This window comes from Desulfosporosinus sp. Sb-LF, assembly GCF_004766055.1.
GTDB lineage: Bacteria > Bacillota > Desulfitobacteriia > Desulfitobacteriales > Desulfitobacteriaceae > Desulfosporosinus.
On sequence record NZ_SPQR01000004.1, the window covers coordinates 1 to 14853 of the forward strand.

At 41.4% G+C, this 14853-nt stretch carries 14 protein-coding genes; 3 read left to right on the forward strand and 11 right to left on the reverse strand.

Translation table 11 applies throughout. The features are described from left to right. Positions 1 to 732: 732 nt before the first annotated feature. From E4K68_RS06475 to E4K68_RS21625, 4 genes are all read right to left on the reverse strand, one after another. A complete protein-coding gene (locus E4K68_RS06475; RefSeq protein WP_135378141.1) occupies positions 733 to 2445 on the reverse strand; it encodes an acyltransferase family protein in 1713 nt (570 codons plus the stop codon). Continuing rightward, complete coding sequence (locus tag E4K68_RS06480) at positions 2438 to 3301, reverse strand: ABC transporter ATP-binding protein (protein ID WP_135378142.1); 864 nt, start codon at positions 3299 to 3301, stop codon at positions 2438 to 2440. The genes E4K68_RS06475 and E4K68_RS06480 overlap by 8 nt, the downstream gene beginning before the upstream one ends. Continuing rightward, positions 3294 to 3680 (reverse strand): GntR family transcriptional regulator, encoded by a 387-nt coding sequence (locus E4K68_RS06485; protein ID WP_135378143.1) that lies wholly within the window; start codon positions 3678 to 3680, stop codon positions 3294 to 3296. Before E4K68_RS06485 ends, E4K68_RS06480 begins: the two co-directional genes overlap by 8 nt. Before the next feature lie 973 nt (positions 3681 to 4653). After that, positions 4654 to 4755 (reverse strand): SHOCT domain-containing protein, encoded by a 102-nt coding sequence (locus tag E4K68_RS21625; RefSeq protein WP_348982842.1) that lies wholly within the window; start codon positions 4753 to 4755, stop codon positions 4654 to 4656. A gap of 244 nt (positions 4756 to 4999) precedes the next feature. Between E4K68_RS21625 and E4K68_RS06495 the strand changes: the two genes are divergently transcribed. After that, on the forward strand, positions 5000 to 5557 hold the full coding sequence (locus E4K68_RS06495; RefSeq protein ID WP_135378144.1) for a flavodoxin family protein: 558 nt from the start codon (positions 5000 to 5002) through the stop codon (positions 5555 to 5557). Positions 5558 to 5979: 422 nt separating this feature from the next. Here the strand turns inward: E4K68_RS06495 and E4K68_RS06500 are convergent, their stop codons facing one another. Next, on the reverse strand, positions 5980 to 6159 hold the full coding sequence (locus E4K68_RS06500) for a hypothetical protein (RefSeq protein WP_135378145.1): 180 nt from the start codon (positions 6157 to 6159) through the stop codon (positions 5980 to 5982). Between the two features lie 308 nt (positions 6160 to 6467). Here E4K68_RS06500 and E4K68_RS06505 point away from each other — a divergent pair, with 308 nt between their 5' ends. After that, positions 6468 to 7763, forward strand: coding sequence for an Ig-like domain-containing protein (locus E4K68_RS06505; RefSeq protein ID WP_135378146.1), 1296 nt, complete (start codon positions 6468 to 6470; stop codon positions 7761 to 7763). A 455-nt stretch (positions 7764 to 8218) separates the two neighbouring features. Here E4K68_RS06505 and E4K68_RS20980 read toward each other — a convergent pair whose 3' ends face one another. Beyond that, positions 8219 to 8725: a CBO0543 family protein gene (locus tag E4K68_RS20980; RefSeq protein ID WP_135378147.1), complete on the reverse strand. Its 507-nt coding sequence runs from the start codon at positions 8723 to 8725 to the stop codon at positions 8219 to 8221. Between the two features lie 268 nt (positions 8726 to 8993). Here E4K68_RS20980 and E4K68_RS06515 point away from each other — a divergent pair, with 268 nt between their 5' ends. Beyond that, on the forward strand, positions 8994 to 9572 hold the full coding sequence (locus tag E4K68_RS06515) for a hypothetical protein (protein ID WP_199241707.1): 579 nt from the start codon (positions 8994 to 8996) through the stop codon (positions 9570 to 9572). 647 nt (positions 9573 to 10219) lie between these two features. Here E4K68_RS06515 and E4K68_RS20295 read toward each other — a convergent pair. From E4K68_RS20295 to arsD, 5 genes are all read right to left on the reverse strand, one after another. Then, complete coding sequence (locus tag E4K68_RS20295) at positions 10220 to 10357, reverse strand: hypothetical protein (protein ID WP_158291374.1); 138 nt, start codon at positions 10355 to 10357, stop codon at positions 10220 to 10222. Positions 10358 to 10761: 404 nt separating this feature from the next. Next, a complete protein-coding gene (gene arsB, locus E4K68_RS06520) occupies positions 10762 to 11838 on the reverse strand; it encodes an ACR3 family arsenite efflux transporter (protein ID WP_135378148.1) in 1077 nt (358 codons plus the stop codon). 48 nt (positions 11839 to 11886) lie between these two features. Then, the gene (locus E4K68_RS06525) at positions 11887 to 12603 is read right to left on the reverse strand and encodes a metallophosphoesterase family protein (protein WP_135378149.1); all 717 of its coding nucleotides are present in this window, start codon (positions 12601 to 12603) and stop codon (positions 11887 to 11889) included. Positions 12604 to 12646: 43 nt separating this feature from the next. Beyond that, a complete protein-coding gene (arsA, locus tag E4K68_RS06530) occupies positions 12647 to 14383 on the reverse strand; it encodes an arsenical pump-driving ATPase (RefSeq protein ID WP_135378150.1) in 1737 nt (578 codons plus the stop codon). A 40-nt stretch (positions 14384 to 14423) separates the two neighbouring features. Beyond that, complete coding sequence (gene arsD, locus E4K68_RS06535; RefSeq protein WP_135378151.1) at positions 14424 to 14816, reverse strand: arsenite efflux transporter metallochaperone ArsD; 393 nt, start codon at positions 14814 to 14816, stop codon at positions 14424 to 14426. Positions 14817 to 14853 lie beyond the last annotated feature (37 nt).

Below are 14853 nucleotides of genomic sequence, written 5' to 3' on the forward strand. Positions count from 1 at the left end.
GCTGACTTATATCCTATTTTCTTCGAGAGATACAATTCTACTATTCGTACCATCTCATCTACTGGAATTTTTCTCTGTTGTGACATAATTACCCCCAGACTGAACAGTTTTTTATTTCACTGTCCTATCTGGGGGTAGCATACCATTTCTATCTACTCAACCAACGCATTAAATATGTCATCATCGAATTGAATGTACTACAAACTTACAATGAAGTAACGCCAACGTGCCCGGACGCTTAACAATGTAGTAAAGTGTCTCGATAGCAAACACCTTGAGACTGAAAAATGTCAGTTTAGCAAATAGTTGGCAAACTAATAAGTTTGTGCACTTAGAAAACTACCGATCGAAGTCACCTCAACCCCGACCCCGACCGGCATTCTAATTTCCATTAAAAGTTCACCTCCGTATTTATTTCTTTACATGTATACAGCCTCTTGACAGCCCCCCTGTCGCGTACGTACAAGCGGGATGGGAAAGGCTGTCGCGGTCTTTACGTTTCATCACAGAATCGCTTTACGGAATATTACAAAAAGTATGAGCGCTATTATAGCCAGATAGATTATCCATGCCCTCGGGTGCGCAAGATTGTATGTCCAACCGAAACTGTACCTTCTTTTGACAAACAGGTTCGATTCGTTCTTGTTGATATAAAACATGCTCTGATGGTGCTCTTGCGCCTCTGTTCCACTTCCTCGTTCGAATACTTGCGCCTTGCCATTTAAAGCCTACTCATAATATTTTCTTCACATACGGTATCTTCCTTATAAGCCAGGCTATACCGAAGCAGAGCGGTAAACCCACGATCGCCGCCAGGCAGAACTTCAGCTGCGGTTGCGTCTGCAAGCCGCGCAGCGCCAGCATCAGGAAAACGATGATCTGCGCGTGGATGAGGTATACGGTGAAGGAATGCTGCGAGAGGAACCGGCCGAACTTCTTCCCGCCGTTGAGGAAGCGGCGAAAGAACGTGACCAGCACAAGGCTCATCCCCACAGCGAAGATTGAGTCCCACAGGGCGAAGACCACCGACTGCCAGCTGCCATGGCCTATCCACGCACTGCCCGCGCCGATAAGAGCCACAGGGAACAATATGACCGTCGCGAGCACGGCCAAAACGAAGCCCAGCTGCCCGAGCGAACCGGGGATCGACCGGAGCCAGTCCCACCGAAAGGCAAGCATTCCAATCAGGAAAAAGCTTAGATATTGGGGCAGATAATCAAGCGACGGGAAACCAAGTATAGACATGCCGTACGGTATGACGAACCGAAGCAGGTAACTGGCCGCCGCCAACGCCAGCATGAAGAGCGCAACTGCGAGGAACGTGAGCCTACGGCGATTCTCCGCCGCAGGGTGCTCCGGACTGTTCCTGACCGCCATGCGCCACGCCAGGTAGCCCAGGTCGAATACAAGCAACATCACTGCGAACCACATCGGCCCCAGGGCAAACAGGCTGCCCGTTATATTACCCGCAAGTGCCTGCTGCATATGCGTGCCAATTCTCGCAATTGGGCTGAGTATGAATGCGTAAATGAGCGTGGGGACGCCGAGCCGCAGCAGCCTGTCCTTCAGGAAGGTTCCGGGTCCCTTGCGTTCGAATGATCCGGGCGTGAAATACCCCGCGAGCAGGAAGAGCAGGCCCATGAAGTATGCAGAGTTCAGCATCATGAACAAATACAACGTGTTGTTGAGTTCGGCCAGGTGCTGCAGCACGACGAGGATCACCATCCATGTGCGCAGGTTGTCGACGAAAAACAGGCGCTTTTCCGGTTTTTCCGCCGGTAGGCTTACCGCCCGGTTTCCCTCAATAAGAGCGCAGGATAAAAGGCAAGAAAGTGCCAGCAGAATCAACCCCAGGCTCAACCCGATCGCCGCAATCATTATAAGGTGGGAAGCGAGATACTGGGCCACCGGGCCCGTCTGTTTCAGTACATTCGTTTTTCTCGTAAAGGCGAAGGTGATTATGAAAACTAAATAAAACGGCAAGTTGGAAAAGACATATACTTTGGAGAACGGAAATTTAAAATACAGCGGAAATATCACCGCGAGCATCAGGCAGACATAAAAGAAGCCGCCGGACAAATAGGTCAGGGATTCAAGGCTGCTCATTCCCCTATTGGTTAAAAACGAAATGATATAGGCCAGTATCGTCGCGATGATACCATTTATGACGACGATGCACAGGGCATATAGGTATCTGCCTATGACGACTTCGAATTTCTTGAGCGGCAATACTCCATACAGTTTTTCGAGGTTGTTTTTTTCATATATGGAAAAGTACTGACCGGTAAGGGGCGCCGAAATAATCATGACAACCAAGGCGCCATAAATGGGCGTTTTTGAAATCACAGCGAGGAAAATTCCAAGAATGTAAGCAATAACGAACATCGGATAACGCGACTTCATTATATGGTGATCGAGCTTTATCGATTTGAGGATATTACTCATGGTTTCCTTCTCCTTTACTTATTGATATTAAGATCTCGTCTATAGAAGGTGTTTCAGTAACGATTTCCGGAGCCAAATGTTTCATCTCGGAAGTCGGCAACAGTCCCGCAAATCCTGCGATATTTGTGGTGAGCCCGATAATACTTTTCTTCAGCTCATCCGTCAGGTCATGCGGGCCGCCCCTGACGATGCAAAAGTTTTCCTGTAGATCATCTTTGGTTCCAGAATAAAAAATATTTCCATGATCAATCAGCGTAATATAGTCGGCGATTTTTTCAAGGTCAGAGGTAATATGGGTCGAAAAAAGTATGCTTTTTTGCCCGTCGGCGATATATTTGCTCAATATCCCAAGCAGTTCGTCTCGTGCAACAGGATCAAGTCCGCTCGTCGGTTCATCAAATATCAGCAGCTTTGCCTCATGAGACATCGCAACAGCGAGCATTAGCTTCATTTTCATACCACGAGATAATTCTTTCAACTTTTTTTCTATAGGCAGATGAAAGCTGCTTATATATTGATTGAATAACTTACTGCTCCAGTTGCTGTAAAAGCCTTTGATAGCTATTTCTACTTCCCGGACTTTCCAACTGTCAACAAAACAGATATCATCAAAAACTACTGCAATATCCTGCTTAATTTTCTGCTCGTCCTGCACATTGTCCAGTCCGAATATTTTTATTTCGCCGCCATCCCTGTTAATCATATTAAGGATCAGCCGGATTGTGGTAGTCTTACCTGCGCCGTTTTGACCAACAAATCCCATGATATAACCCATTGGTAAAGAAAAAGAGATATTATTCAATGAAAAATCCTTAAAGCTTTTACAAAGATTTTGTATTTCGATAGCGTTATTCATATTGATTTCCCTCCAACATAGATTTAAGTATTTGTAATAATTCTTTATGAGGTAATTTAGCTATCTTTGCAGCCTTTATGGAAACCGCAAAACCCTCTTCAATTTTACGTAGAAGCTGTTCACGTACCAGCTCACTGTCTTTCGGGGAAACAAAACAGCCTTTACCTTGTATACTTACAATAAAACCCTCCTGCTCCAAATCAGAATAAGCTCTTGTTGTAGTAACTACGCTTATTTTTAATTCACTGGCAAGCTGCCTGATGGATGGAAGAATCTCTCCTTCATTCAATTCATCGCTGAGTATAGCTTCCTTAATTTGTTCTTTAATCTGTTCATAAATTGGTTTCCCAGATGTATTTCTAATAATGATCCGTAATATATAATCACCCTCTTCTCAAAAAAGTGGTGTCCTCGGTGTAGTCACTGTATGTATCGGATAATAACACCTACATTTTAGTATGTCAATTATTTTAGATTCTATACGTTTCTGTAAAATAATGGTTATTATCCCTATATCTCCGATGTCATCTATAAAACGTGTAAAAAAATCGGTCTGAAATTTGCACTTTTTCAGCCCGATTTTTGTTCATTCTTCGCTCCAAAACCACTACATATAGTGGTTGACCTGCCACTACGCAGGACTTCTTAGAGAAAGTGGTAGATGAAATTTTTCTACCACTTGTCCGAAATTGATTAACTGGTTATTCCTTTTATTTGGACTACTAAATCAAGTTTATGTTTAATCCCAAAAACTCACTAATATAACACTGCAGGTCGAAGTCACCTAAACCCCGACCGTCATTTCTTTTATCAAAGTAAAGGAATTCAAAAACCCTATGATCTCGTATGCCTATACCCGTTATAACAACTTTCAAATGGACTTCGCAACCTTTATTAAAAAAACAAAATGCGTTGGCGAGAGAACTTCCATCTTCTCAACAGCAATTAAGCCTCTGTATGAATTCAACAGCTTCGTGTTGTTAATTTCAGTTATCATGTGAATTATCCTCCCATTTGTCTGATTTTCCGTAAAAATGGATACGCCTCCCCCTACCCCAAAATTCCATATTCTTATTAAATTGACTAATCTCTATGAGCTGCTGAAAACTAATTCAGCTTTAAACTTGAGCAAATATAGACCTTTTAATAAAAGTCTTACCATTTCTCGTTGAGTTGTAAAGCGGTTTTTCAGTCGTCTGAATAGAAACAATTGCATTATATTCGATGCAATAAAGATCAAATAGAGCACAGCTTCTACTGCTTTCCCTCCTGAATTTAACGCCATAAAACCCCCTCTCCTTTTTCCTTATATTCCTTTTGTGGTGACATGTTATAATTGCTTGGGACACTAATCAAGTCAAAAAGGACTTTCTATTTTCATGATCTATGGCTCTAAATTCTTCTTCGGTAATCAGATTCTCTCGCTTGAGCATCTGCAATATATGCAAACTCATAAGATAATTAATCAATTAATTTCTCCTCCTAAAATAAAAGGGCTTGCCACCTTGGCAAGCCCATAAAACTCTAATAGACACTACTCATATAGAAGGAAACTTAAGAAGCGAAGAATGGGAACATAAGTAAAGCTATAAAATTAACTTTAATTTTCAATATTTCAGTTCATATATATCGATATGGATATTATCTTGCTATAATACTATTGTGTAAAAAGATCGTTTTGAAAGGCAGGGTCTCAACATGAGTAAAATTATCGCATTTGTTGGTAGTCCAAGAAAAAATGGATATACCTCTTTACTAATTGAGGAAGTAATCAAAGGAGCCAGGTCAAAAGGTGCTGAAGTAAAAATCTATGATCTTAATGATGATGGCATCAAGGGATGCCAAGGCTGTTTCTATTGTAGGATCCATGAGGGTTGCGCGACAAAAGATTATTTACAACCAATGTATGAAGATATTAAAAACGCTGACGGTATCATTTTTGGTTCACCCATTTATTTCATGCAAATTTCAGGACAATCCAAGCAGTGGCTTGATAGAATGTTCCCTATGATCGGAGGCTCTTCATTCCCATTCCAAGCTCGTTATCCTGGAAAAAAAGCAGTTACTATCTTCTCACAAGGAAATGAGAACAAAGACGCGTTTCAAGCTCCTATCCAGTCCGTCAATAACGCCTTTTCCATGTTCGGTTGGGAGCTTATAGACAGTTTGCTTTGTTCTAATACAAGTTCACCTAATTTGAAGCTATCGGAAGAATTATTAAAACAGGCATTTTCTGCAGGAGAGTTACTTTCATAATAGGAACATATTCGCAGTAAGCCTATTTCATTTTTTGGGATTCCGATAATTAGTGCATAGATGACAATCCCTTTTTGGTCCTTTAACTCACAATATGATAAGTCTACTTAACACGCATCACATCAATAGACACCGAAATCAGGTTTGATAGCTGATTTCGGTGTCTTTATGTTTTGTCTTTTAAGTGTTTTAATACAATATAATTCACATAATACTGCGCAAACCAGTAATCATTTTAATTGGTTTTATATTATCCACACTTCGACCAATCACCAGTTATGCATTCAGTACAGCCTCCAACCCGGATGAGTTTGTTTTGGCAAACAGGGCATTTGTTGTTCTCAATTAACCACTGTTTGCACGGTTCTAAGCAATAAGACTCTCGATTGCATTCAACACATACATCATTTATATCTTTCATCTTAACTTGCCACCTCCATCGGAGAATCACTGACTGGGTCAGGTCGGGGCGGAGAAGTGACTTGTTGAGGAGTGGCCACATTTATTGAAATACGGTAATGTTCGGTTATGTCCACGCTGCGACGAATAGCCTTACCTCTTAAACAACCACACATTGCGGTCTGACCGGTTACGTCCATCATATACTGTGACCATACATACAATGAAGTAACACCAACGTGCCCTGTTACGGGACCATATTAACATAATTAGCAATTATTTAATTGTAATTTTACAGACACGCCCGCATGAACGGATGGCCACAGTTTTGTTTTAGTGGTTGCTAATATGCTGAGTTTTCTTAATTGTAGGTTTCATCGTAGAATATAATATGGGAATACCCCCATAAAATACAAATATCTTACGTATTAAATAGATAAATGCATGAAAGGAAAAATAGTGCGACCTTCAATGAAAGTTGGTTTTTAGTAATTTAAAGGAGGAATAACTAGTGAAACAAAAGACTAAAGCTTTATGCTCAACGGTCTGTCTTGTGAGTTTTTTCTTATCTTCTTCATTACCTGCGCTATCATCGCCACCTTCGATAACTCAAAAACATACCCAAAGCATTTCATCAAGTAGTGCAACTCATAAAGTATCTGCAGTAATTATTAAAAAGAGAATGACCCTTACCGTTGGACATAGTGAAACCCTTGCCGTAAAAATAGCTCCCGCTAAAGCTGATAATAATGTAACTTGGGCATCAACTAACACAGCAGTTGCAACGGTAGATTCAAACGGCGAAGTAGTAGGTGTCAGTACAGGAACAGCCTATGTCACTGTCACAACTGCGGATGGATCAAAGGCAGCTACCTGCACTGTAACTGTTGGTGGAGCAAACGTAGCATTAACGGGTGTAACATTGAATCAATATACTCTGAAGCTGATAGCGGGTGGCGCAACAGGAACACTAACAGCGACAGTAGTTCCTTTAACTTCAAACCAAAATGTAACATGGACATCCAGTGATCCAAATGTAGCAACTGTTGATGCAAATGGTGTGGTAACTCCAGTTGTAGCCGGAACGGCAAAGATTACTGCCACAACAGCGGATGGATCAAAGACAGCTACCTGCACTGTAAATGTGGTAGCAGTGGCACCGGTCATTAGCAATGTAACGATTTCATCTAATAATGCAGACAATACAAAAGCTATGAATGGAGATACTATTATTCTAACCTTTACATCAAGTGAGCCAGTTACAAAATTAAGTAACTTTAAGATTAATGGTAGTAATCCCAATACATTTACAAATATCGGTAATGCATATACTGCAACACATTTGGTGGATTCTGGAGATATAATTACAGGTTTACCAGCAACATTCCAAATTAATGTAAAGGACGCAGCAGGTCTGTACTCGCAAACTGTTGAAACAACATCAGATGGAAGTGCTGTTACTATAATAGCTGAATATGCCAGAATATCTAAAGTAATGATTTCATCTAATAATACTCCTGATCCTACAAAAGCCACGATTGGAGATACGATTACTTTAAAATTCACTACTGATGAGGCGGTCACAAAACTAAGCAACTTCAAGATTAACAGTAGCAATCCTGATAGTTTTGTAGAAGTCAATAATAATGACGGAACTTACACTAATACTGCTATACATTTAGTAGATTCTGGAGATCCCGTTACTAATACACCTGCAACATTCCAGATAAATGTGGACAACACAGCAGGGATTTACTCACCAACTGTTGAAACAACATCAGATGGAAGTACTGTCACTATTCAGTAATTGTAAGATTTCACCACAAGGAATCTTCCCCGAAGTCGTACTCTCTTTAGATTAAAATAGATTATTTCAAAAGAGCTTTCGCTATACGGAGGGCTCTTTTGTCGTCTCGCCACTAAATATCGTAAGCGCATGGTCCCTAGAACTAGGCAATACCTATCTGGCAATACAATTACATATATTCCCTCACACCACGACACAAAAAATAACAACCTACTCTACGACCCGCTTATATCAATGGCTTTAACTCAACACCGATATAGCACTACCAAGCATTCCACGTGCCTGTTTGTGGGAACATATGGTCCATATTAGCCTACAATGAAGTAACACCAACGTGCCCTGTCCGGTTGAAAGAGCTATATTTTTAGGTCTATAATGCGACGTCGAATTCAGAAGATGAACGATCAAAACTCCTGTTTGGATTCAGTATATACAAAAAAGCACCTAGCCTTTTTTTATTTCATAAATTTATCTATGAGTAATTCCCCTTCTGTGTACTTGTTGTAGCTGAAGAACCAAAGATAGTACTTCCTGGAAATAAAGAATGTTATGAAAAGAGTAATCCATGTTATATACCATGTCCAATGAAGGTACACAATAATATTCGTATATTTTACACACAAAACTTCAAGCACTGTCATTGTTGTACAGAAATAAAAATAATGCATAAATTTTCTTATATTACTTTTCCCAACTGGGTAATTGATATTAAACACAGTACAAATGGCAGGATAAATAAAGTATTCAAATGTAAAACTTGTCTTGTTTGCATATTTAAAAAGCCTAACAGGATATTCTATTAATCGAAGTTCTACAACTAGGAGACCTATCAACCATGTGATGAATTGCTTAAAAAGGAAAATAAGTTGAGCTTCACGAATTTTCTTTTTTGGGATAAATAATATGAGCATTATAACTGTTGCAACCCAAGCTGCAACCAGAATTAATACATCTTTGTTCATGAATATTTATATGTTCCTTTCCGTTTTAAAAAGAGCCAAGGGAGGATGTAATTATGATCCCCTAGCTCTTTAAACTATAAACTGGCTAAAACTTACCCCTACTAGCATTCCCCTCGATCCTAGAAGTATCCATTTTGGATGTCATAGACTGCCCATAATGCGCAACATTCTTAATAAACGTAGGATATCCTGTATAAATGCCACTTCCCAGTGGTACTATAAAAGCACAAGCAAAATTATCCATATGATGTGACTCATTCGTAGATTCTTGTTAAACACCGCTTATCCTGATCCCCCTTCCGACTCACAGTTAACTAATTCCTCCACCCTCATCCCATTCTATATTTCAAACGGGGAGGCATCGAACAACGAGGCCATCGCGCTGGTTGAGCGCGGGGTGCGGACATTGATCGTGGCGCTTTGTCCGTCCGTGCACGGCGAGGGCGACAAGGCCTTCGTGCCGAGACTGATCAACATCGCCCGCACGAAGGGCGTCTCTGCCTACATCGGTAACGGGTCCAACCGCTGGCCGGCCGTACATCGCCTCGATGCGGCGCGCCTGTTCCGCTTGGCGCTGGAAGCCGCCCCGGCGGGGTCACGGCTTGACGGGGTCGGCGACGAGGGCGTGCCATTCTGCGACATCGCCTGCGTCATTGGTCGCCACCTGAACCTGCCGGTAGTCAGCATTTCCCGTGAAGAGGCAGACGCCCACTTCGGCTTTCTCGGCGCCATTGCTGCGCTCGATCTCCATAAGTCGAGCGCAATGCCCCAGGAACTCTTGGGATGGCAACCGGTTCACCCTGGACTGATTCCGGATCTCGAACAGGGCCACTACTTCACCAGCTGATTTGAGGCTTAGAGTTACTACTCATGACAATCAAAAGTGTGGGTAGGATGATTCATGCTCATGAAGCAAGTGGAGCGCTGGAGCGGCACAACACTGCGGCATAAGTAAATCAATTCATTAAAATAGCAGGTCTCGCGAAAATGCGAGACCTGCTATTTTAGTGTCAACCTAGTTGCAAATCTACTTGCGCATACGGGTACGTTAGCTCAAGAATACCCTAGAAATAAAAAGACCTTGTTCAAGAAATTTAGCCTCGCATAGGTAAATCTCAAAACTTCCTCTTCATCTTCCTCTTCGTTAATTGAATAATAAGATACTGGATAATGCTGAAATTCTTTGCACCAGTTTCTCAATTAACTCTCTTGACGCAGTAAAGTTTATATGTTCATTTTTCTCCCTATGTCCACCTGGAGTTTCCCATGTACTTCTATCCTTATATCTTACGAATATCCACTTCCCATTAAATCTCACCTAATAACAATTACTGGCCGATTTCTGGGTTTAACTTAATTCCACATTGTCCTGCATGTAACTACGCCGATTAAGTAAAAAAGGCAAGCCAGTATTAATGGTTCTTGCCCAGGGAAATTTGTGTTCTTTTATACATAATTATTTCACTACAAACTGTAGTGTTTATGTTAGGGTCCTCATCCGCCACAGGCTGGATCAGAATTGATTTCGCTCAACCTCTTAATCAATACATCCATATGCTCTTTCGGCTTTTCTCTAACCATTTTGCCAATTTCTATTGATGCATTTATTTCTACAGTAGTTGCGCCAGCCACACGGGCAGCGCTAAAGTGGTATTCCAGTCATGGTTGGCAGTCACCAGCTATAGCTGCACCAATTGCAATTAATTCATAAGTCTTTTTATCAAGGTCCATAAACTATACCTCCATTTGCTTATAAAGTGCTCGGTGGATTAATCCGGCTACTTTCTACACCGTGGTCTTCAATATCTGAGCGATTCTCAAGATTTCGAAGTTTTGCTTCAATAAAGCTATCGACGATGGCGGGGGCAAAAGTTTTGAATTCTTTTACGAGATTGTTTCGGTGGCACATTGGAGTGGACAACCTTCAACGGCAATTACATCTGATGCCCTAGGTCAATAACTTTACGAAGCCCAATTTTTTTTGCCGGGACTGATAAAAATGTGCCTGGTTCTCAAATACGCTACTATGGTTGACGCTATCCTCTAATCGGCATGCCCTTTTTGTTAAAATACTTCTTTCCAAAGAACAAACTTACATTAACTAAGGCAATCATGACTGGCACTTCGATGAGCGGGCCGATGACTGCAGCGAACGCGGCTCCAGATTTAATTCCAAATACTGCAACAGCAACTGCAATAGCCAGTTCAAAGTTATTGCTCGCCGCTGTAAAGGCTAAGGTGACAGTTTGACCATAAGGAAGTCCTTGTCGCCAAGCCATATAGAAGGAGACAAAATACATAATTGCAAAGTAAACCAAGAGCGGTATCGCAATTCGTATGACATCCATTGGTACGGTAACAATCGTCTGGCCTTTGAGTGAGAACATTATAACAATCGTGAATAGCAAGGCGATGAGCGCAAGTGGGCTAATCTTAGGGATAAATTTTTTTTCGTACCACTCTTTTCCTTTGATTGGTAAAAGCATAAAACGCGTAAGCATCCCAGCAAAGAAAGGAATTCCCAAATAAATGAGAACACTTTGGGCGATCTCCCACATACTAATGTTAACGTTAATATTCAGGGATAAACCGAGCCAGTCTGGAAGGAGAGTAAGAAAGATGTAGGTATAGACTGAATAAAAGATAACCTGAAAAACAGAATTCAGAGCAACCAACGCTGCAGCATACTCCGAGTCTCCTTTAGCAAGACTGTTCCAGAGAATGACCATGGCGATACAACGGGCTAAGCCGATCAGTATAAGTCCAACCATATACTCTGGGTAATTATGCAAAAAGATTACAGCGAGAGCAAACATTAAAATGGGCCCAATAATCCAGTTTTGAACTAAAGATAGGGTCATGACTTTGCCATTTTTAAAGACACGTCCAATTTCCTCATATTTCACTTTTGCTAGTGGTGGATACATCATCACGATTAGACCAATGGCAATCAGAATATTGGTCGTCCCCATTTGAAATTGATTAATAAACGTAGAGGTACCAGGGAATACATAACCTATACCAACACCCACTGCCATTGCTAAAAAAATCCACAAGGTTAAGTAGCGATCTAGGAATGATAACTTGCGGCTTACTGGTAATTCAATACTCATGCTCTATACAACTCCTTCTATTGTTATCAAAATGGTTCGGGAAGATCATTAATATTTTCCCGTCCGAATCATTTGGGCAAACTCATTCGGTAACTCAGAGGCCTCAATTGCCGTTGCCGTTGCCTCATAATCATAAGGTACTTTTCGAAAATCAACCGTTACGCCCCTTTCAAAAGATATAAGTGCGTATATAGCTTGAGGGTCTCCATGCTTTGGTTTTCCAACGCTGCCTACGTTAATTAGCGATTTATCTTTCAAGACCATGGTAAAGGGAAGATGGGTATGACCACAGACAAGAATGTCGGTGTCAGCAAGAGTAATAATTTCACTGGCATAATCTTGAGAAATTTCTTCGGTAACGTATTCATTTAACTTATTTGGGCTACCATGAACCAACAGAAATCGTTTACCTGCAATATCAACTCGTATTTCTTTGGGAAGATTTCTCAAGAACTCTTTATTTTCTTCAGAAGTGTGCCCCTTTGTCCACGCTATAGATTCATGTCCTAAAGCCTCAGCTTCAGCATCCTTATAGTCACAACCACAAATAAATCTCTGATAACCAATTCCATCATCATAGTTACCCATGACTGTGGGAATGTTCTTTTCTTTAATTAAATCTACGACTTCATTGGGGAACGGGGCATATCCTACTAAATCGCCAACACAATAAATACTGTCAACTTGTTGTTCTTCAATGTCTTTGAGTACAGCCTTTAAAGCAATGACGTTGGCGTGAATATCTGATATTATTGCAACCTTCACAGCAAAATCCCTCCTATTGTTTTAAACTAGCTATTGAGCCTTTTCAGAGGGTAAGCAACTTATCACCTTTGATTTCATCGGCACTCCAAGCAATGACGGCAAAGTTTCCACCTGAATGTTTATCGACTTTGTTGATCCACTCAATCTCGTTGCTTGACTTGGCTGATAACAATTGATTTGTTGTGCCGGCGTGATACAGCGAGGAATTGATGACCCACCATTTGGTCGCAATACCTGCACGTATCAAATCTACTTCGAGGCGCATTGCTTCATACACGGGTGTGGCTTCAGCAAGCGTAACAATAATGACCTCGGTTTCTTCATCATTGCGGAGGCGTGGCAGCAGGTTTTTTACAGATTCGGGAATATCTCCTTGTGAACGTTGGATTTCCTTGTGATAGCTTTGCGTTGAATCAAGCAGCAGGAGAGTGTGACCGGTCGGTGCAGTGTCAATAACAACAACCTGATCTTCTGCTTTCTCTACTATTTGTGCAAAGGCTCTGAATACTGCAATCTCCTGCGTACAAGGGGAACGCAAATCTTCTTCAATATAGGCAATATCCTCATCGGCCATGGTTTCTCTTGCCTTGAAAAGCACTTCCTCTTGATATTTTTTTAGTTCAGCGTGCTCGTCAATATGACTCATAGTGATGCCACTGGTTTCATCAATTACGAATTTGAGATGTGCAGCAGGATCAGTCGTGGTAAGGTGTACCTTTCTACCTCTTGCGGATAATCCTATAGCAATTGCCGCCGCAATGGTAGTCTTACCAACACCACCTTTGCCCATTGTAAATATGACCTTTTTATTGGTGTTGTACAAATCCTCAATGACATCCTTAAGCTGTGGGATTGTCTGAGCCTGTATCGTTTCATCAAGGACAATATAATTATCCTTAGTAAGCAATGCTCTTACATTGTCCATTCCTGCAATGGTATAGGCCCTGAGAGGCACAGCGTAAGTAATAAGGTTTTTTAAACCCTGCGGCATTTCAGCAAGCGCATTCTGTTGCTTGTGATAGAGACTCTCAGAAATAATATCATCATACGAGGTCAGTACACCGTTAATGATCATCGTCTGATTGTTTACGCCAATCTCAGCAAGCTCTCTAGACGCTCTTTCTGCTTCCTTGAGAGGCGCGTTTTCTGGACGTGAAACCAGAATGAGTGTTGTCAGTTTGCCGTCGGCTAAAGTTTCAACAACTTTTTTATAAATTTCTTTTCTGCTTTCCAATCCAGACAGCTGCCCCAAGCAGGATGCGCCGTGGGTACTTTCACTGATAAAATTGCTCCATGCAGATGGAAGTTGCAACATTCTGAGGGTGTGGCCTGTCGGCGCAGTATCAAAAATGATATGGTCGTATTCTTTCTGCGTCTTTTCATCGGTTATGAGGTTTGAAAACTCATTAAATGCAGCAATTTCGACTGTACAAGAACCGGAAAGCTGTTCCTCCATATTGTTAAGCACTGCATCGGGCAGTTTCCCACGGTAGGGAGCAATGACACCTTCCCTGTGTTCTGCTGCCGCCTGGATGGGATCAAGGTTAGCTACTACAAGATTCGGTACTTCTTTGATAGGAGTACCTTTATTCGTCAGCTCAGTGTTAAACACGTCCTGCAAGTTTGAAGCTGGATCGGTGCTGATGAGAAGCACCTTTTTGCCAGTGTCCGCAAGGGTGACTGCGGTAGCGCAAGCAGTAGAAGTTTTACCTACACCGCCTTTGCCTGTATAAAAGAGATATTTTGTAAGCATAATCCTTTGTGGATTGAAAATCTCCATACTTAATTACCTCCGTTTGGATTATTGAGCCATCTTAAGATTAGCAGCAATTTCCGTTAGAACAACCACATCCTCCAGAACCTTGAGGAATCATTTTAAATTCCTTTGGTTGCTCACCTAAAAATCTAACTGGAATATTGAGGAGCTCCGCAAATTCCTCATTGCTAGGGTATCTACCAGTGATCATAATTGCACCCTCTAAGACAATAGCCGGTAGATTATCAACCCCTTTGGTATTGAGAAGGTCATTCACTGCATTATTGTTGACAAATTCCATGGGTGCGTTTGTAAGATTAAAACGGTCAACCTCAATACCATTTTTCTTGAGTGAATTAAGAACAGTTGAAATCCGAAGCAATTCAGTGTCTACACCGACACCACATAGACCTGTTGAACAGCACATAGCTGGCTCAAAGATTTGCATCTTTTTCATAAATAATCGCTCCTCCTTTTAAATTTTAATGAAACAA

Bases quoted from the DNA above. Each gene is read 5' to 3' on its own strand.
- E4K68_RS06475 (WP_135378141.1), bottom strand. From the start codon at position 2,445: ATGAGTAATATCCTCAAATCGATAAAGCTCGATCACCATATAATGAAG.
- E4K68_RS06480 (WP_135378142.1), bottom strand. From the start codon at position 3,301: ATGAATAACGCTATCGAAATACAAAATCTTTGTAAAAGCTTTAAGGAT.
- E4K68_RS21625 (WP_348982842.1), bottom strand. From the start codon at position 4,755: ATGAGTTTGCATATATTGCAGATGCTCAAGCGAGAGAATCTGATTACC.
- E4K68_RS06495 (WP_135378144.1), top strand. From the start codon at position 5,000: ATGAGTAAAATTATCGCATTTGTTGGTAGTCCAAGAAAAAATGGATAT.
- E4K68_RS06500 (WP_135378145.1), bottom strand. From the start codon at position 6,159: ATGATGGACGTAACCGGTCAGACCGCAATGTGTGGTTGTTTAAGAGGT.
- E4K68_RS20980 (WP_135378147.1), bottom strand. From the start codon at position 8,725: ATGAACAAAGATGTATTAATTCTGGTTGCAGCTTGGGTTGCAACAGTT.
- arsB (WP_135378148.1), bottom strand. From the start codon at position 11,838: ATGAGTATTGAATTACCAGTAAGCCGCAAGTTATCATTCCTAGATCGC.
- arsA (WP_135378150.1), bottom strand. From the start codon at position 14,383: ATGGAGATTTTCAATCCACAAAGGATTATGCTTACAAAATATCTCTTT.
- arsD (WP_135378151.1), bottom strand. From the start codon at position 14,816: ATGAAAAAGATGCAAATCTTTGAGCCAGCTATGTGCTGTTCAACAGGT.